This window comes from Streptococcus sp. F2, assembly GCF_056500955.1.
Genome location: NZ_JBWKAI010000001.1, coordinates 81,324 through 101,886, shown reverse-complemented (window position 1 = coordinate 101,886; position 20,563 = coordinate 81,324). Strand labels below are relative to the sequence as shown.

Here is a 20,563-nt window from a genome sequence, read left to right as displayed (position 1 = left end):
TATTGTAACAAAAAAATAAGCGAGCAGCGACCTTTGGAGCCTGGATCATTATTTTCAAAAAATGAAAATAGTGTTTCCTTAGGGTTAAGAGTGCTATGATAAAGGGAAATAGCAAAGACTATTGTGCTTATTCTAGGAGAAATTCAGCTGTCATTAAAGAAGGTGTTTTTGTATCCAGAAGTGCTATAATAGTGATAAGTTGAAAAAGAAGAAGTAGAGGATGTTGCTCCCATGTTCAAGGAGGTTTGAGAATAATGTTATCAAAAAAACTAACAGTGCTAAGCAGTCTTGTCACGCTAAGTCCTATTATTCTTGGTCTAATACTGTTGCAGTACCTTCCTGAAAAAATCCCAACTCACTTTGACCTAACAGGGCAGGCAGATGGCTTTTCAACGAAGTTGGAAGGTATTATGGCTTTACCGCTTATCATACTAGGAATCCATCTCATCACCTTATTTATTGGAACTAAGAAACCCATAATTACACAGAAAGGTGCTGCTTTATACCTCATCTATTGGCTGTTGCCTAGTTTGTGTCTGGTGGTTCAGACAGGTATTCTATTAACCTCGGCTGGTTTTGTCAACCGTAATCTATTCAATCCAATAGCAGGACTTGCCTGTCTTTTGATAGTATTGGGGTTTCTCCTACCCTATCTTAAGCAAAATCCTATCATGGGTATTCGCCTTCCTTGGACCTTAGCAGATGAAGATAACTGGGCCAAAACCCATCGCTTTGCTGGACCTATATGGCTTGTTGGTGGTAGCTTTCTCTTTGCTCTCAGCTATTTCAAGGCTGATGTTCAGAGTGCTGTTATGGTAGTCTTAGGTGCTATGCTGGTCGTTCCTATTGTTTATTCTTACTTATTGAACCGAGCTGAGAAAAAGTAGTTCTCTAACGGTAAATATGTAAACAACAAGTAAAAGACACACACGTTAGTCATAACTAGCGTGTTTTTATGTCGGAAAAGAAAAAGAGTCGAGCGATCCTAAAATTATGAAAAAAATAATTTGAAAGCTAAGAATCTGATAACATCAGGGTTAGAGGAATATCTCACTTTGAAATCATTAAATGGTGTGAGCATTAGAGTTGACGGAAAGACTAAGGTTTAATAAAATAAAAGAGAATTTGTAAGCGCTAACAAATTATGATAACATTACTTTTATATTTTAGTTATAGAGAGGTCCTTTGATAACCATGATTCAAACATTATTTGCAATCATTCCTATTGTTTGGCTTATTCTGTCCCTAGCCGTTTTTCGGATTCGCGGCGATTTGGCCTGTTTGATAGGACTAGTGATTACCATTGTAACCAGTATCTTTGCTTTCGATTTTAAGGTCACTGATAGTCTGACTGCTGCATTAGAAGGCGCCATGATGGGATTTTGGCCGATTGTCTATATTATTGTAGCAGCGGTCTTTACCTACAATCTCACAACGGCTTCAGGTGGTATGTCCGTGATCAAGCAATTACTGACAAGTATTTCAAACGATAGGCGCATCTTAGTGCTTATCCTTGCCTGGGGATTTGGAGGATTTCTTGAAGCCATTGCAGGATTTGGTACAGCAGTTGCCATTCCGGCTAGTATTTTAGTGGCCTTAGGCATGAAACCTTTAAGAGCAGCCTTGATTTGTTTAATCGCAAATACAACACCAACAGCTTTTGGAGCTATTGGATTGCCTGTAACGACTCTAGCTCAAGTAACAGGGCTAGAAGTTAAACAACTCTCTGTTATTGTTTCTATCCAGCTATTTCTGTTAATCGTTGCTATTCCTTTTGTCCTTGTTTCTCTAGCAGGAGAGGGAGATCGTTCGTTTAAAGGGATTTTTGGGTTAACCTTAGCTTCTGGACTTTCCTTTGCCTTACCACAAATCGTTATTTCTCACTATTTGGGAGCTGAGTTACCATCTATTATTGGATCACTCCTTTGTATTTTGGTAACTGTTTTATTTGTTAAACTCAAAGAAAAAGGAAATGTTAGCTCAGAAACTGCTGAACCAGTATCCTTAAAAGAGGGTGTTATGGCATCCCTACCTTTTCTTCTTGTTTTCATCTTTATCATGTTGACCTCGTCTTTATTCCCTGCTATTAATCAATTATTGTCAAAAGTATCGACTACTTTTTCCATTTATACAGGCGATCATGCTAAGCCCTATACGATTAATTGGCTAACCTCACCGGGAACCATGATTATCTTAGCGACTGTTTTGGCAGGATTAGGTCAAGGCATGAGCATTGGTCAAATTGGTCAGATTCTCGCGAAAAGCATCAAACAACTGACTAAAACGATGGTAACGGTGGCTTCCATTGTTGCCCTCTCTAAGGTGATGAGTTATAGTGGAATGATTGGAACAATCGCTGTTAGTTTAGTAGCAGTGACAGGTGGTTTTTATCCTTTTATCGCACCAATCATTGGTTCATTGGGAACATTCATCACAGGAAGTGATACGTCTGCCAATGTCTTATTTGGAGAATTACAAGTCAAAGCAGCAAGTAACCTTAACATGAATCCTTACTGGTTAGCAGCGGCCAATATGTCAGGTGCTACCGCTGGTAAAATGATTTCACCACAAAGTATCGCGGTTGCTGCGGTCGCAATTGGGTTAGAAGGGCAAGAAGGACGCTTGTTGAAAGAGGTCATGAAATTCTGTTTCCTCTACATCCTACTCACTTGCTTGGTTGTCTTTATTATGGGTAAAGCATTAGGTTATCTATAGATAGAAAAGATAGAACTGAAGAAGACATTAAAAAATAAAAGATGTGTGAGCATATACTTTGACAGCTACAAATCAATCTAATATAATTTAGGTATAATTTGTAAGCGCTCACAAATAATTTAACAACACAGGAGAATATAAATGGCACAAAAAACAGTCGTTACAGAAGAAACTACTGACTTCGTTATGGATTTTAAAACGAGTAGCGCTGAAGGAAACGTTGATTTTATTAATGTTTTCGATTTAGAAAAGATGGCTCAGCAGGTCATCCCTAAAGGAGCCTTTGGATATATTGCAAGTGGTGCTGGTGATACCTTTACCCTCCACGAAAATATTCGTTCTTTTAACCACAAATTAATTGTCCCTCATGGTTTGAAAGGTGTGGATAACCCAAGCACTGAAATTACATTTGATGGTGACCGTTTAAGTTCTCCAATTATTATGGCACCAGTAGCTGCCCATAAATTAGCTAATGAACAAGGAGAGGTAGCTTCAGCTAAAGGTGTGAGTGAGTTTGGAACGATTTATACAACTAGTTCATACTCAACCACTGATTTACCTGAAATCACGACTGCTCTAAACGGAGCGCCTCATTGGTTCCAATTCTATTATAGTAAAGACGACGGCATTAACCGCCACATTATGGATCGTCTAAAAGAACAAGGGGTTAAATCAATTGTTTTAACGGTGGATGCGACAGTTGGAGGAAACCGAGAAGTTGATAAACGTAATGGTTTTGTCTTCCCAGTTGGTATGCCGATTGTTCAAGAATACCTTCCTGATGGAGCTGGTAAGACGATGGACTATGTTTACAAATCAGCTAAACAAGCTCTCTCTCCAAAGGATGTGGAATACATTGCCCAATATTCAGGGTTACCAGTGTATGTGAAAGGTCCTCAATGTGCCGAAGATACCTTGCGTGCCTTGGATGCTGGAGCTTCTGGTATTTGGGTAACTAACCATGGTGGCCGACAGTTAGATGGTGGACCAGCTGCCTTTGACTCTTTACAAGAAGTAGCAGAAACTGTTGATAAGCGTGTTCCAATTGTCTTTGACTCTGGTGTCCGTCGTGGTCAACATGTCTTTAAAGCGATTGCTTCAGGAGCAGATCTTGTTGCCCTTGGTCGTCCAGTTATCTATGGTTTAGCAATGGGTGGAAGCATCGGCACACGCCAAGTCTTTGAAAAATTAAATGATGAACTGAAGATGGTTATGCAGCTTGCTGGAACTCAAACTGTTGAAGATATCAGAAACTTCACTTTACGTCACAATCCATACGATTCTTCTATTCCGTTCGATCAGAATGCCCTTCGCTTAGACTAAGCAATAGATTAGCAAACAAGGAATAACCTTTGTTACCCTGAGATAGGGAGCAAAGGTTTTTTGTGTTTGACTTATCACTATGACTTTTCTTTTTTATTAAAATATTAAAAAGCAAAACTTCTTACATTATTACTATTTGGGATTTATTTTATTGGAAAAATATGGTTAAATGCTCAAATATTATTAATATGAAATGAGTTATTAATTAATTTAAAAATAACTTCATTTTAGTCCAATTTAGGAGGAAGTTAAGTGGAGAAGAAACAACGTTTTTCCCTTCGAAAACACAAATTAGGGACGGTTTCAGTTTTAATTGGAAGTCTGTTATTCCTTGCAACAAGTAGCATATCAGCAGAGGAGGTAGCAACTACCAGCCTAACGGCTAACGGAAGTGTCACTCAGTTGCCAGCGCAAGAGCATCAGGCTAAAGAGTCTCCGGTTTTACCCGTGCCTGCAACAAAGGATTCAGACATGGCAGGGGAGGTTGGAGTTGACGTTGGTAAAGGTGCTCAACCACCAATAGAATCAGCCACACAAGAAGATAATGGAACAAATAAGGGTGGTGAGGTAACAGACCTTCATCAGACCTCGGAGTTGCCTCCAGTCAATAGGGATGTTCATGACTGGGTTAAGACAAAAGGAGCCTGGGATAGAGGATTCAAAGGTCAAGGCAAGGTGATTGCGATTATTGATACTGGCATTGATGCTAATCATCAAGCTATGCGCTTAACCGATGTGTCCACGGCAAAAGTAACTTCCAAAGCAGCTATGGAAGAACGTAAAAAAGCAGCTGGCATCCAGTATGGGGTGTGGTTAACTTATAAAGTGATCTTTGCTCATAATTATGTGGAAAATAATGACAAGGTCAAAGAAGTTAAGTTTGATTTGTTTGGTGAGGAAGAGTTGGAAGGCCTTGATATCAAGGTTGATGTTCAAAAAGTTAAGTCATCCAAGCATTATCGTCCACAAGCGGTTGAGCCTCCAAAAGAAACGGTTATTAAGATAGAGGATATTCAGGGATCACTTGAGATTGACTGGCCAGAAATAGATGATGACACCAAATACGAATCACATGGCATGCACGTTACGGGGATTGCCGCAGGAAATGGCATCGAAGCAGCAGCTACTGGAGAGGGCTTTTTAGGAATTGCTCCAGAAGCACAGGTCATGTTCATGCGTGTTTTTGCAAATGATGTCATGGGAACAGGGGACTCTCTTCATTAAGGCTATTGAAGACGCAGTGGCTCTAGGAGCTGATGCCATCAACCTTAGCCTTGGATCTGCCAACGGTTCCCAACTTAGTGGTAACCGAGCTCTTATGGAGGCTATTGAAAAGGCAAAACAAGCAGGCGTATCTGTGGTAGTTGCCGCAGGAAATGAGCGCGTGTTTGGTTCTGATCACGATGATCCTTTTGTGACTAATCCTGATTATGGCCTAGTGGGCTCTCCGTCGACAGGTCGTACGCCAACGTCTGTAGCGGCCATTAATAACAAATGGGTCATTGAACGCTTAATGACCGTTGAAGGGTTACAGGATCGTGCTGATCTTAACAATGGTAAAGCGATTTATGTAGAATCTGTTGATTTTAAAGATATCAAAAACAGCCTTGGTTATGACTTGTCCTATCCGTTTGTGTATATTGAGCAATTAACAGAAGCGGGTTACACAGCTAAGGATATTAAAGATAAAATCGTTTTAATTGAACGTGATCCAGAGAAAACCTATGATGACATGATTGCACAAGCCAAAGCCCATGGCGCCGTAGGTGTTGTCATGTTTAACAATGTCCCAGGTCAGGCTAATCGTTTGATACGTTTAAATCCTCATGGGATGGTGCTTCCACTTGCCTTTATATCTCATGAATTTGGTAAGGCTATGTCAACCTTAAATGGGAATGGGACAGGAAATTTAATGTTTGATAGCAGCTTATCAAAAGCGCCTAGTCAAAAGGGCAATGAGATGAACCATTTTTCAAATTGGGGACTGACTTCGGATGGCTATTTGAAACCTGATGTAACAGCACCCGGTGGGGATATTTACTCAACTTATAATGATAATCACTATGGTAGCCAAACGGGGACCAGTATGGCTGCTCCTCAAATTGCAGGAGCTAGCCTATTGATTAAACAATATCTTGAGCAAATTAAGCCTGATCTGCCAAAAGACCAAGTAGCAGATTTGGTTAAAAATATCATGATGAGTAATGCTCAGGTCCATGTGAATCCAGTGTCAAATGTCACAACATCCCCACGTCAGCAAGGAGCTGGCTTACTGAATCTTGAGGCGGCGGTAAGCAGTGGCCTTTATGTAACAGGAAAAGACAACTACGGCAGCATCTCTTTGGGGAATGTCACAGATAATTTTTCATTTGAGGTAACTGTTCATAATTTATCTCAAGAAGCTAAAAGCTTGCGCTATGAGACAGAGTTGTTAACAGATAAAGTCAATCCTGAAGAAGGGCGATTTACCCTGACCTCTCGCTTGCTAAAAATCTATCCGGGTGAAATCATTGAAGTTCCTGCTAATGGTCAAAAAACAATCACTATCACTCTGGATGCGTCAGCTTTCACAGAAGAGCTAAGTCAGCAAATGCCAAACGGTTATTATTTAGAAGGATTTGTGCGTTTTGTGGATAGTAACAATCAACAAAACAACCAGGTTACGATTCCTTTTGTAGGATTTAAAGGCGAGTTTGAAAACCTTGCAGTCGTCGAAGAATCAATTTACCAGCTAAAAGCTAAAGGAGAAAAAGGCTTTTATTTTGATGAGTCAGGCCCTAAAGATGATATCTATGTTGGTAAACATTTCACCGGCTTAGTGACATTAGGAACAGATACTAATGTCTCGACAGCGACTATCTCAGATAATGGCTTGCATACTCTTGGGACATTTAGAAATCAAGATGGTAAATTCATCTTAGGTCGAAATAATCAAGGACAGCCTGTCTTAGCGATTTCACCAAATGGAGATCATCATCAAGATTTTGCTGCTTTTACAGCAGTCTTTTTACGGAAATACCAAGGTCTAAAAGCCAGCGTTTATCAAGCCAGTGACAAGGAACATCAATCTCCTCTTTGGCTTAGCCCGAAAAGTTTTAAAGGGGATAAAAACTTTAACAGTGATATTCGTTTTGCGAAATCAACGACCCTATTAGAAACAGAATTTTCTGGCAAATCTTCAACAGGTGCTGATTTACCGGATGGTCATTACCATTATGTGGTATCTTATTACCCAGACGTGGTCGGTGCCAAGCGTCAGGAAATGACGTTTGAGTTAATTTTAGATCGTCAAAAACCTCTTTTAAATCAGGCAACATTTGATCCAAGGACCAATCAATTCAGTCCCACGGCCATAGAAGATCTTGGTCCGTCAGGTGTTCTAAGAGATAGTGTCTTTTACTTGGAAACTAAAGATAACAAACCTTACACCATTAGCATTAACAATGGTTACAAATATGTTTCTGTAGCAGACAATAAACAATTTGTGGCTCGTCAAGCAGATGGTAGTTTCATCTTGCCGCTTGATAAGGCAGCACTAGGTAACTTTTATTATATGGTGGGAGACTTTGCAGGTAACATTGCCATTGCTAAATTAGGGGATCATTTACCAAAAACTATCGGCAATGACTTGGTGCATCTGACACTGACAGATGGTAATTATCAGAAAAAAGTTGGTTACGAGGATAATCTTGACATGGTAGCAACTGACACCGGATTGGTTACCAACCAAGCTCAGCTAGCCGTCAGCCACCGCAATCGTCCTCACAGTCAATTGGTGACACTAAAACAAGACTTCTTTATTTCACCAAATGACGATGGTAATAAAGACTTTGTAGCTTTCAAAGGATTGCCAAACAAGACCTATAATAACTTACAGGTCACGGTTTTTGCTGCAGAAGATCAACAACGTTTAACGCCTATTTGGTTCAGTCAACCAGGTGCAGACCTATCAGATATTGTAAGTACTGCTTGGCGTGGAATCACTGCTGGAGGTGAGAAAGTTCTATCTGGCAGCTACCAATACGTTATCACCTATCATGATGCCAATAATCACGCGCAGGAGAAGGTTTTCAAAGTATCAGTGAATCATAACAAAACAATCCTGACGCAAGGGAGTTTCCGTAAGGATAATGACGTTGAATTCTTCACTCCAGGGCAGCCACAGGCGATTAGTAGCTCAGGGATTGCTCGTGTCGAGGTGTTCTGTCTCACTAAGAAAAATGGTCGACTATTTGATGTGACCGAGTCCCAACATTCTGTTACTGTTACTGATAACAAGGTTCTGATTCCTCAAAATGAAGACGGCTCTTATACCATTTCAACAGTAGAGGGCGTATCTCTAGGAGATTATTATTACCTTGTGGAAGATAAGTCTGGTAATATTGCTTTTACGACGCTGCAGAATCTAAGAGCGGTTGGTCAAGGAAAAGGGGGCTTAAGTTTAGCGCTAGATGTAAATGCTCTAGAAGGAAAACACCCAATTAGCTTTACCTATCTTGTCCGCGATGCAGCTGGTAAACCGATTGAGACCTTAGATTATTTCAACCAATCAGCTAACAGCCTGATATTACCATTTGGACAATATACGGTTGAACTGTTGACTTATGACACTAATCTTGTTGAGCTGCAATCTGACAAGGTAGTTAGCTTTACCTTAACGGAAGATAACCCTTTCCAACACATTGCCTTTGCGATGGCAAAAATGGATTCTTCTCAAGTGACGGTTCATTTTGATCGCTTGTTACCAGAAGGCAGTCAGGTTAGTCTTAAAACGCCTCAAGGACACTTGATTCCTCTCAAGCAATCTCTATATGTTCCAAAGGCTTATGGAAAAACAGTTAGAGATGGCAGTTACCAACTTGTGGTAACCCTGCCAAAAGGCTATCGTGTTGAGGGAGAGACAAGGGTGCAGGCTAAACAAAATGAAGTTCATGAGTTAGCCTTACGCCTAGTGAAGGATGCAAGTGAGCAGTTGCTTGTCTCAGATGATCATCAACAGGGGATTACCTCAGTTGAGACGAACACAGAGAGTTCTGCGGTACCGACGATGGTAAGCCCTTCACACAATCAGAAAAAGTCAGAAGCGGCAGTTCAATTACCAACAACAGGTGATAAGGCACTGGTGAAATGGAGTATACTTGGCTTCTTACTGATTAGTTTAGCCGCTCTATTTAGCCGTAAAAAAATGGATTAACATTTCTGAAGGTTTAAAACTAAAAAACTAGTACTTTTGTTTAAATTGAAGGCAAGTATCTAACAGACCAAGAAAAGTTGAAGAGGGAGTGGTAAAAGGCCATTCCTTCTTTGATTTTTAAGGTTTCTTAACATTTTTTAAGGTGAAATATGATAAAATACAATAAAGAAAAGCTTTTAGATTAAGGGTTTCATTTGGTTAGGAGGTTATTATGATGAAAAAAAGGCTATCGCTGATATTATTTGGGCTAGACTTCCTCTTGCTAGCAGCATGTTACTGGATTTACTTGCCAGCTTTAAATATATGGAGTTTAGCTTTCTGGTCTTTTGTGATTTTTGCTCTGATTCTATTATTAATCACTTTGGTTATCCTATCAGCCTTTGATATGACAACGACGGTAACCCGTTCCTTTAAACAAGGGCTTGGTCGTAAAGATGTCACGGGCAGTTTTTCCAAGCATTCCTTAACGGGTTCGGTGAAGTGGCTGAGCTTAGTCATTGTAATGCTTGTAGGGATTCTCTCATTGATTACAGTGGTTAACACAAAACTCTTTCGTGCCAAGTCTTATGCCCAGGTTATTGAGGTTAAAAACGCCGACTTCAACAAGGATTTTCCAGAAACGGATTTATCAGCGCTAGCTTTATTGGACCGTGATTCTGCCGAAAAAATTGGCGATACTTATTTAGGAACCATTGATAAAGTTTCTCAGTTTGGTATTTCAGACGAATACCGTCAGATCACTATCGGTAAGCGCCCTTACCGCGTCTCACCTCTGGAATACAAGTCTTTTTGGAAATGGGTGACCAACCGTCAAGAGGGAATTGATTACTATGTCAAGGTTAATCAGACTACAGGTAAAGCAGAACTAGTCAAATTAAACAAGGCCATGAAGTATTCTCATTCAGAATATCTCTTGCGTGACACCATGAGGCATTTGCGTTTCCAATACCCAATGACCATTTTTGCTGATCCATCTTTTGAGGTAGACGATAATGGCAATCCTTATTATGTCGCAACAACTTATGCACCAAAATTTGGCTTATCCTCACAAGACCCAACAGGAGTCATCTTACTGGATGCTGTTAGTGGGAAGTCTAAATACTATAACTTGAAATCAGTACCTAGATGGGTAGACCGTGTTTACTCTTCTGAGAATGTGTTAGAAAGGGTTAATGATCATTACACCTATCAAAATGGCTACTGGAATACCATCTTTAGTCAAACAGGCGTCAAACAAACGACTGATAGTTACAATTACATCACCATTGGTTCTGACATTTACCTCTACACAGGTATTACATCAGCAACGGCCGATTCGTCAAATCTTGGCTTTATCTTGGTTAATATGCGGACAAGAGAAATTACCAATTACAAGTTGGCTTCGGCCACTGAACGCTCTGCCATGAAATCTGCAGAAGGAGAAGTACAAGAGAAAAACTATTCGGCAACTGCACCGACGCTTGTTAAACTGAACGACAAAGCCTATTATTTGATTTCATTAAAAGACGCGGCAGGTCTCGTTAAGTCCTATGCCCTTGTAGATGCTGAAGATTACCAGCAAGTTACCGTCAATAATGACATTCAGACCCTCATCGCTCAGTTTACGGATCGTGATACCAGTTCCTTGTCCTCAGCCACTGTTTCTCAGAAAAAAGCTAAGATGGTTTCGGGACAGGTTGAACAATTAGCCAGCCAAATCATTTCAGGAACAACCGTTTATTACCTTGCTTCTGATGGCAATGTGTATAAAGTCAAAGCAAGTAGTGAGACGACAGATCTTTTGCCCTTCTTAAAAGTTGGCGATCACTTCGAAGCAGAAATGATAGATGATCATTTTCTTAAAGGATTTACCATAGTGGAACCAAATGACCAGCAATAATAGGAGAGACAATCAAAAAAGCAAGTGACAAACTTGCTTTTTTGATGTCAGAATAGGGAAGTAAAGCTGCTGAGGAAGTAGCTGAGAGGCTTGATTTAACAGGCTTTATGTGCTATACTAAGCCTATCATTTGGAGGGTCATCACCTTTGTTAAGAACGGAGTACCTAGTGATGTGCTTACCGAGAAAGGTAGTAAACTCTCCTTAAAGCGAGCAAAATACTGTTCTTCAGTATTTTTTCTTTTGCAATGTGAGGTTAGAAAAGGGGATTAAAAGGGCAATTATGTCGAGAAAGAAACGAAAAAAATATCAAGTTTATGAGGGGTTGCGATGTGCCATGATGCTCTGTTTTATCAGTGGCTATGTCAATGCCTTCACCTATATGACCCAAGGCAAACGCTTTGCCGGTGTGCAAACAGGGAATCTGTTATCTTTTGCTATCCGTTTGTCAGAAAAGCAACTGGAAGAGGCGCTACAATTTTTACTTCCCATGCTCGTTTTTATGCTTGGGCAGTCTTTTACCTACTTCATGCACCGCTGGGCAAAGCAAAAAGGATTACACTGGTACTTATTATCAAGCTTTATCTTAACAGGGATTGCTTTTGGAACAGCCTTATTCACGCCTTTTCTCCCTTCCAATTTTACGGTGGCAGCCTTGGCTTTTTTTGCTTCTATTCAAGTGGACACCTTTAAGACCTTACGAGGGGCTAGCTATGCTAATGTCATGATGACAGGAAACATCAAAAATGCCGCCTATTTATTGACCAAGGGACTTTATGAAAAGAATCAAGAGATTACCCATATTGGTCGGAACACCTTGATTGTGATTTTATCCTTTGCCTGCGGAGTGGTTTGCTCCACCATCTTGTCCTTAACTTATGATGAATATGCTCTCACACCTATCTTGATTCCGCTGCTGTATGTCAATTATTTATTGGCTCAGGAATTCTACCATATTCAAACGAAAATCAAACCCATTAAAAGAGCTTAAGCCGAAGTCACATCAATTGATCTAAAGCCTCTATCTTTGAAGAGATAACAGTTTTTCCTTAGAAAGGTAGGTTTTGTTCGTCTCTAAAATATGGTATAATAAACCATTAATGGCTGTTTGTTTTCAGCTAACCTTTTCTTAACAGGAGACTGATAAAGAAGGTTTCATTTGCCTTGATAAACGGTGTTTCAACAGAAAACCACGAGGTCTGATACGATATATCTCAATCCTACTTTCATCTGAGTATGATTTTGAAAGGAAACTATGATGAAAAAACCATTTTACATTACGACACCCATCTATTACCCATCTGGTAAATTACACATCGGTTCTGCCTACACCACCATTGCCTGTGATGTTTTGGCACGCTACAAGCGCCTAATGGGACATGAAGTCTTCTATCTCACAGGACTTGATGAACATGGGCAAAAAATTCAAACCAAGGCAGCAGAAGCAGGCATTAGCCCTCAAACCTATGTTGATAACATGGCAAAGGATGTCAAAGACCTTTGGCAATTGCTAGATATTTCTTATGATAAATTTATCCGGACAACTGACGATTACCACGAAGAGGTCGTTGCTGCTGTTTTTGAAAAATTACTGGCGCAAGATGACATTTACCTTGGTGAATACTCTGGTTGGTATTCTGTCTCTGATGAAGAATTCTTCACTGAAAGCCAACTAGAAGAAGTTTTTAGAGATGAAGACGGTAAGGTTATTGGAGGGATTGCTCCTTCAGGTCACCAAGTAGAGTGGGTATCAGAAGAATCTTACTTCCTACGCCTTAGCAAATACGCTGACCGTCTCGTAGCCTTCTTTAAAGAGCAACCTGACTTTATCCAACCAGATGGTCGTATGAATGAAATGTTGAAAAACTTTATTGAGCCAGGTCTAGAAGATCTAGCAGTCAGTCGTACTACCTTCACTTGGGGTGTACCTGTTCCATCAAACCCAAAACACGTGGTTTATGTGTGGATTGATGCCCTCCTAAACTATGCGACAGCCCTTGGTTATGGTCAAACGGACCATGCTAACTTTGACAAATTCTGGAATGGAACGGTTTTCCACATGGTTGGAAAAGATATCTTGCGTTTCCACAGTATCTATTGGCCAATCTTGTTGATGATGCTTGATCTACCAATGCCAGAACGCTTAATTGCCCATGGTTGGTTTGTTATGAAAGACGGTAAAATGTCTAAATCAAAAGGCAATGTCGTTTACCCAGAAATGTTAGTTGAGCGATTTGGACTGGATCCACTTCGTTATTACCTCATGCGTTCCTTGCCGGTTGGTTCAGACGGTACCTTTACCCCTGAAGATTATGTGGGTCGTATTAACTATGAATTGGCCAACGATCTTGGTAATTTATTGAATCGTACCGTTGCGATGATCAACAAGTATTTTGATGGCACGGTGCCAGCTTACGTTGAAAACGGGACTGCCTTTGATACTGAGTTAAGTCAGTTGATCGATGCTCAGTTGGCCGACTATCATAAGTACATGGAAGCGGTGGATTACCCACGCGCCTTAGAAGCCATTTGGACTATCATTGCTCGTACCAACAAATACATTGATGAGACAGCTCCTTGGGTGCTAGCTAAAGAAGATGGAGACAAAGCTCAATTGGCCTGTGTCATGGCACACTTGGCAGCCAGCTTGCGTGTGGTTGCTCATTTGATTCAACCATTTATGATGGAAACATCAGCTGCTATCATGGCACAACTTGGCTTGGAACCTGTTTCTGATTTGTCAGTTCTTGCTTTAGCAGATTTTCCTGACAATACAAAGGTTGTTGCCAAAGGGACACCGATTTTCCCACGTCTTGACATGGAAGCTGAAATCGACTATATCAAAGCTCAAATGGGTAGTAGCTCAGCTATTTCCCAAGAAAAAGAATGGATACCTGAAGATGTCGAGCTCAAATCTGAAAAAGACGACATCAAATTTGAAACCTTCGATGCTGTGGAAATTCGTGTGGCAGAAGTCAAGGAAGTATCAAAAGTGGAAGGTTCCGATAAATTGCTTCGTTTTAGATTAGATGCAGGGGATGGGGAAGACCGTCAAATCTTGTCAGGTATTGCCAAATTCTATCCCAACGAACAAGAATTAGTTGGCAAAAAACTACAAATTGTTGCTAATCTCAAACCTCGTAAAATGATGAAAAAATACATCAGTCAAGGGATGATTCTATCAGCAGAGCATGGGGATCAGCTAACGGTTTTAACCGTTGATCCATCTGTCCCAAATGGAAGTGTGATTGGTTAAATTCCAGAAGTTGCTAACTGAAACTATTTTAAGCATTACAAAACATGAAAAAGGTCGTGGACGATTGTCCCGGCCTTTTTGTCTTGCATACATACAGACATATAAAAACCTTGGTTTTGTCACTCTAGAATTACCTTTTGTCCCCTAAAAAATGATTCTGTTCGTTTGTTTGTTTTTTTACATAAGCTTTACAACTACAGTATGAGGGTGTTGGAGAAGTCTTGCTACTATATATTGTCATAAAAATATTGCAAAGCACTATATCTTGTGGTATCATGGTTTTATAAAAATTAAGTATGCTTAATTTTTCGAGAAAAAACGAACAGTGATGGTTGTTCAATAAGACAGTTGATAACATTCTAAATAGGAATGTTCAAGCACCTAACATTTACCAATAGAAAAGCGCTGCTTAAATGCAAGTCTTTTTGTGCTACTTAAAACTCAGTGACGTTCTTTCTCTCATCTAGTGACATCTTAGGCTTAATGGCACTAGTTACTCTTGTGAAAATATAAGCCTTGAAGGAGACGAATGACTCAACATTACTATGAGCGATCTCAATCGCCAATTGATTACGCCTTATCTAAGACCAAAAAGCAGTTGCGTTCGGTTAACTGGAATCACCTCAATGACGACAAAGATTTGGAGGTTTGGAACCGTGTCACCCAGAATTTTTGGTTACCTGAAAAAGTCCCTGTTTCTAATGACCTAACCTCTTGGCGGTCTCTAGGTGAGGACTGGCAGCAATTAATCACCAGAACTTATACTGGTTTAACGCTGCTAGATACGGTGCAAGCAACTGTTGGAGATGTGGCACAAATTCAGCATTCACAAACAGACCATGAGCAAGTCATCTACACGAATTTTGCCTTTATGGTTGCCATTCACGCACGGTCTTACGGGACAATTTTTTCGACTCTTTGCAGCAGCGAACAAATTGAAGAAGCTCATGAATGGGTGGTTTCCACTCAAAGTCTACAAGAACGAGCGCGTGTCTTAATCCCCTACTATACTGGCAATGATCCGTTGAAGTCAAAAGTGGCAGCAGCCATGATGCCAGGTTTCTTATTGTACGGCGGCTTTTACCTTCCTTTTTACTTATCAGCTCGCGGGAAAATGCCAAACACCTCTGACATCATTCGCCTCATTTTGCGGGATAAGGTGATTCACAATTATTACAGTGGCTATAAATACCAACAAAAAGTAGCAGGTCTTAGTCCAGAAAAACAGGCTGAGATGAAGACCTTTGTGTTTGACTTGCTCTATGAGTTGATTGATCTTGAAAAAGCTTATTTAAAAGAATTGTACGATGGTTTTGACTTGGCAGAAGACGCTATTCGTTTCAGCCTCTATAACGCTGGAAAGTTTCTTCAAAATTTGGGATACGAGTCGCCATTTACAGAAGAAGAAACGCGCGTTTCACCAGAAGTTTTTGCCCAGCTATCCGCGCGTGCAGATGAAAATCATGACTTTTTCTCAGGAAATGGTTCTTCTTATGTCATGGGCATAACAGAAGAAACCACCGATGACGATTGGGAGTTTTAAGGGATGGCAGAGCTGATTATTGTTTATTTTTCATCTAAGTCCAATAACACCCATCGCTTCGTGCAAAAATTAGGGTTGCCCGCCCAACGTATCTCGATAGATGATAGCCCAGTTGAGGTAGGTGTTGACTACCTACTGATTGTACCAACCTATGCTGCGGGCGGTTCAGATGCTAAAGGAGCAGTGCCTAAACAAGTCATTCACTTTCTCAATAACCCTACTAATCGTAAGCATTGTAAGGGAGTGATTTCTTCTGGAAATACCAATTTTGGAGATACCTTTGCCATTGCAGGACCTATCATTTCTCAAAAATTACAGGTGCCTCTTTTACACCAATTTGAGCTATTAGGAACCACTACAGATGTCAAAAAGGTACAGGCGATTTTTGCCCGCTATCAACATCAGAAACATCCAAAACTTAAAAACAGACCGATGAATACAATACAGAAAGGACAACCTCATGTCACACCCCAATGAGTCATACCTCTCATTCAATGCCTTAACCCGCTTTAAAAAAACAGACGGAAGCTACCATTTTGATAGCGATGCCATTGCTGTTGAGCGCTACCTAGACGAACAGATTTCTCCCAATCGAATGATGTTTCCATCTTTAGAAGAGAAACTAGCTTATCTCATTAAGGAAGGCTATTATGAGCAAGCTATCTTTGATCCCTATCCTGATGACGTTATCAAGGAAGCCTTTCAATATGCCTACCAACAAGACTATCGTTTTTTAAACTTGATGGGAGCCATGAAATTTTACCAATCTTATGCCTTAAAAACTTTAGATGGCAAGTATTATCTAGAAACAGTTGAAGACCGTGTGGTCATGAATGCTCTCTTTTTAGCAAATGGGGATCAAACGTTACTATTTAACTTGATAAAGGACATGTTACACAGGCGATTTCAACCAGCAACACCAACTTTTTTAAATGCTGGTAAAAAACGACGGGGAGAATATATCTCTTGCTACCTTCTGCGTATTGAAGATAACATGGAATCCATTTCACGAGCAATAGGGACCAGTCTTCAACTGTCTAAGAGAGGAGGAGGGGTGGCCTTATGCTTGACCAACCTACGAGAAATTGGGGCACCGATTAAAGGAATTGAAAATCAGGCAACGGGTATCGTTCCTGTCATGAAATTATTAGAAGATTCCTTTTCCTACGCCAACCAATTAGGACAGCGTCAAGGTGCAGGTGCCGTTTACCTACATGCCCATCACCCAGAAGTTCTTACCTTTTTGGATACCAAAAGAGAAAATGCCGATGAGAAAATTCGTATCAAGTCACTAGCCTTAGGGTTAGTTATTCCAGATATTACCTTTCAATTGGCAAAAGAAAACAAAGAAATGGCCCTCTTTTCGCCATACGATATTAAACGCGTTTATGGTAAGGACATGTCAGACATTTCCATCACAGAGGAATATAACAAACTGTTAGCCAATCCAGCCATTAAAAAGACCTATATCAGCGCTAGAAAACTTTTCCAATTGATTGCAGAATTGCATTTTGAATCTGGGTACCCTTACCTCTTGTTTGATGATACGGTCAATCAGCGTAATCCTCATGCTCAAAAAGGACGGATTGTCATGTCAAATTTATGTTCTGAAATTGCTCAAGTGAGTACAGAAAGTACCTACAACGATGATCTGAGCTTCAAAGACATTGGAGAAGACATTTGTTGTAATCTGGGGTCAATCAATATCGCTGAAGCCATGGCTAATGCCAAACACTTTAGCCAGCTAATCACGACAAGTATCAGAGCTTTAGATCAAGTATCAAGAGCTTCTGATTTGTCTTGCGCCCCTTCTATTGAAAAAGGCAATGCAGCTAATCACGCTGTTGGCCTAGGAGCAATGAATTTACATGGCTTTTTGGCAACCAATCATCTTTACTATGATTCAGAAGAAGCTGTTGACTTTACAGATTTGTTTTTCCATACTATGGCCTATCACGCTTTTAAAGCCTCTTGTCAATTGGCTAAAGAAAAGGGGGCTTTTGCAGATTTTGAACAGTCGACCTATGCCGATGGTTCTTACTTTAAGCAGTATGTGATAGAAGATGCCAAACCTAAAACAAAACGGATTGCTGCCTTGTTAAAAAGTTATGGCTTCCAATTACCAACTGTTGCTGATTGGAAGGCATTGGTAAGGGATATTCAAACCTATGGCTTAGCCAATGCACATTTATTGGCTGTCGCTCCGACAGGGTCAATCAGTTACTTATCTTCTTGCACTCCAAGTTTACAGCCAGTTGTTGCTCCTGTTGAAGTGCGTAAAGAGGGGAATTTAGGTAGAATTTATGTCCCGGCTTATCAGATTAATCAAGAAAATTATGCTTATTATGAACGTGGGGCCTATGAAATGGGTCCAGAACCCATTATTAAGATTGTAGCAGCAGCTCAAAAACATGTGGATCAGGCCATTTCATTGACTTTATTTATGACTGATCAGGCTACCACACGTGATCTTAACCGTTCTTATATTCAAGCTTTTAAACTAAAATGTGCTTCGATTTATTATGTTCGAGTGAGACAAGAAGTTTTAGCAGGCAGTGAGCAATACGACGAGGATAGCCAGTTGGATAGTGTAGATAAAAATGGGCTTACAGACACAATCAATGAGTGTCAAAGTTGCATGATTTAGAGGAGTTGCATTGAAAAGTAAGTAAAGGAGTTTGAGAGCGATCTCAGCTCCTTTTAGCCTTTTTAAAATCGCATTAAAACAGAAGTTATTCTCACTGATTATCCTTAAACAAACAACTGTCGAAATAGTTAGAAAATTTTGGAAAAAATGTGGTATTTCTTCTAAATTTTGTTATAATAAAAACCAACTATTCAAATGAAGAGCGTTAATACCTGGTCATTAGGATTGCTACACTCATTTGAAAGGGTATGATTTATGGAAAGGATGCTAGTCACGCGATTAGCATAAGTGGTCGCCTATGGTAAAAAAAGGCTTTTTAACAGGATTACTCTTATTTGGTATTTTTTTCGGAGCAGGGAATCTCATTTTTCCACCAGCTTTGGGAGTGGCATCAGGTCAAGACTTTTGGCCAGCTATTCTAGGATTTTGTTTATCAGGTGTTGGCTTAGCTATTTTGACCTTGCTTTTAGGTACCGTGACGAATGGTGGCTACAAGACAGAAATGGCTCAAAAGTTTAGTCCCTGGTTTTCGCTCACATTCCTTGTTATCCTTTATTTAACTATTGGACCCTTGTTTGCTATTCCGAGAACGGCAACTGTTTCTTTCGAAGTTGGTTTGAGCCCAATTGTGGGGCACAGTCCTATCGCTTTATTGCTCTTTTCCGCTTGTTTTTTTGTGGCCGCCTATTTGCTTGCTATTCGACCAAATGGTATTTTAGATAGTGTAGGTAAACTCTTGACACCAGCATTTGCCCTGCTCATTTTATTACTTGTCCTAGTAGGAGCTGTTGTTTATGGCCATAACGATAGTGCTAAAACAAGTGTTGAGTATGCAGGGAAAGCTTTTGGGACTGGTATTCTTGCTGGTTATAATACTCTCGATGCCCTGGCGGCTGTTGCCTTTTGTTTGGTGGCCACAGAAACCCTCAAGAAATTTGGATTTCAAAGTAAAAAAGAATACCTCTCGACTATTTGGGTAGTAGGCATTGTTACCAGCGTCGCTTTTAGTATCTTGTATATCGGTCTGGGCTTTTTGGGAAATAAGTTTCCTGTCCCAGCAGATGTCTTGGCTGATCCTAATATTAATAAGGGAGCTTACGTGCTGTCACAAGCTTCTTACCATTTATTTGGTTCCTTTGGCCGCTTCTTCTTAAGTATTATGGTTACTCTGACTTGCTTTACTACAACGGTTGGATTGATTGTGTCGGTCTCTGAATTCTTTGCTAAAAGCTTCCGTTTTGGTAGCTACACGTTTTTTGCTAGTGTTTTTACCTTTGTTGGCTTTTTGATTGCTAATTTAGGTTTGAATGCTGTAATTACCTTTTCTATTCCAGTGCTGACTCTCCTTTACCCAATTGTTATCGTGATGGTACTGATTATTTTGATGAACAAATGGGTTCCCTTATCTAAAAAAGGAATGTCTCTGACCATTGGTTTGGTGACCTTAGTCTCCTTTATTGAGGTCTTAGCTAGCCAAGTTCACCAAGACGCCTTAACACATTTAGTGGAACTACTGCCTTTTCACGCGGTTTCAATGGGATGGTTGTTACCAACGCTTCTTGGCTTAGTCGTTGCCTTGCTATTACCAGATAAACAAAAGGGCACATCATTTGATTTAAGCCAATTCGATTAACCAGATAAGGAACTAAACAATCTAAATGATAAACATCAGCACCCTGAACGCTAGAGTTAACCTCTAACGTTCAGGGTGCTTTTATCATGTTTGACGGTTGTCAAGTGTTAAGCAGATTGTCAGAAACTGGGAGTTTAAGGATAAAGGATAGGATTATAATGGCTAGGTATTGTTGGATTTATCCTATGGACAAGGTATTTATTAAAACAGGAGAAAAAATGAGTAGGACAAGCGTTGAAGGTCTTTGTGAGAATTTATAATGAGCATAAAATGATATTATGTAATATAAAAATGAGTTTTATATTATTTTTTTAAAATTATTTGCTATAATAAAAGCGTACTCGACAGTACAAGGATATATGAGAGAGGTATAC

At 40.0% G+C, this 20,563-nt stretch carries 10 protein-coding genes and 1 pseudogene; all 11 read left to right on the top strand.

From position 1 onward, the window contains the following. The first annotated feature begins 254 nt into the window (after positions 1–254). The 11 genes and pseudogenes from ACYTR8_RS00520 to brnQ all read left to right on the top strand — a co-directional run bounded on the left by ACYTR8_RS00520 (position 255) and on the right by brnQ (position 20,189). Positions 255–887, top strand: a complete 633-nt coding sequence (locus ACYTR8_RS00520; protein ID WP_462692966.1) for an SdpI family protein — start codon at positions 255–257, stop codon at positions 885–887. A gap of 307 nt (positions 888–1,194) precedes the next feature. Next, positions 1,195–2,715 (top strand): L-lactate permease, encoded by a 1,521-nt coding sequence (locus tag ACYTR8_RS00515; protein ID WP_479641482.1) that lies wholly within the window; start codon positions 1,195–1,197, stop codon positions 2,713–2,715. A gap of 141 nt (positions 2,716–2,856) precedes the next feature. Continuing rightward, a complete protein-coding gene (gene lctO, locus ACYTR8_RS00510; RefSeq protein WP_111715540.1) occupies positions 2,857–4,038 on the top strand; it encodes an L-lactate oxidase in 1,182 nt (393 codons plus the stop codon). A 252-nt stretch (positions 4,039–4,290) separates the two neighbouring features. Next, positions 4,291–9,232: pseudogene (locus ACYTR8_RS00505) on the top strand (S8 family serine peptidase). 211 nt (positions 9,233–9,443) lie between these two features. Beyond that, complete coding sequence (locus ACYTR8_RS00500; protein ID WP_443597869.1) at positions 9,444–11,111, top strand: hypothetical protein; 1,668 nt, start codon at positions 9,444–9,446, stop codon at positions 11,109–11,111. Between the two features lie 282 nt (positions 11,112–11,393). Next, the gene (locus tag ACYTR8_RS00495) at positions 11,394–12,101 is read left to right on the top strand and encodes a YoaK family protein (protein WP_111715545.1); all 708 of its coding nucleotides are present in this window, start codon (positions 11,394–11,396) and stop codon (positions 12,099–12,101) included. 267 nt (positions 12,102–12,368) lie between these two features. Continuing rightward, positions 12,369–14,366: a methionine--tRNA ligase gene (gene metG / locus ACYTR8_RS00490; protein WP_443597704.1), complete on the top strand. Its 1,998-nt coding sequence runs from the start codon at positions 12,369–12,371 to the stop codon at positions 14,364–14,366. Positions 14,367–14,895: 529 nt separating this feature from the next. Beyond that, a complete protein-coding gene (nrdF, locus tag ACYTR8_RS00485) occupies positions 14,896–15,909 on the top strand; it encodes a class 1b ribonucleoside-diphosphate reductase subunit beta (RefSeq protein WP_111715547.1) in 1,014 nt (337 codons plus the stop codon). A gap of 3 nt (positions 15,910–15,912) precedes the next feature. Beyond that, entirely contained in the window at positions 15,913–16,386 is a 474-nt protein-coding gene (gene nrdI / locus ACYTR8_RS00480) for a class Ib ribonucleoside-diphosphate reductase assembly flavoprotein NrdI (RefSeq protein ID WP_479641481.1), read from the top strand. After that, positions 16,370–18,556: a class 1b ribonucleoside-diphosphate reductase subunit alpha gene (gene nrdE, locus ACYTR8_RS00475; protein WP_479641480.1), complete on the top strand. Its 2,187-nt coding sequence runs from the start codon at positions 16,370–16,372 to the stop codon at positions 18,554–18,556. The genes nrdI and nrdE overlap by 17 nt, the downstream gene beginning before the upstream one ends. A gap of 298 nt (positions 18,557–18,854) precedes the next feature. Next, complete coding sequence (brnQ, locus tag ACYTR8_RS00470) at positions 18,855–20,189, top strand: branched-chain amino acid transport system II carrier protein (RefSeq protein ID WP_479641479.1); 1,335 nt, start codon at positions 18,855–18,857, stop codon at positions 20,187–20,189. Positions 20,190–20,563: the final 374 nt, after the last annotated feature.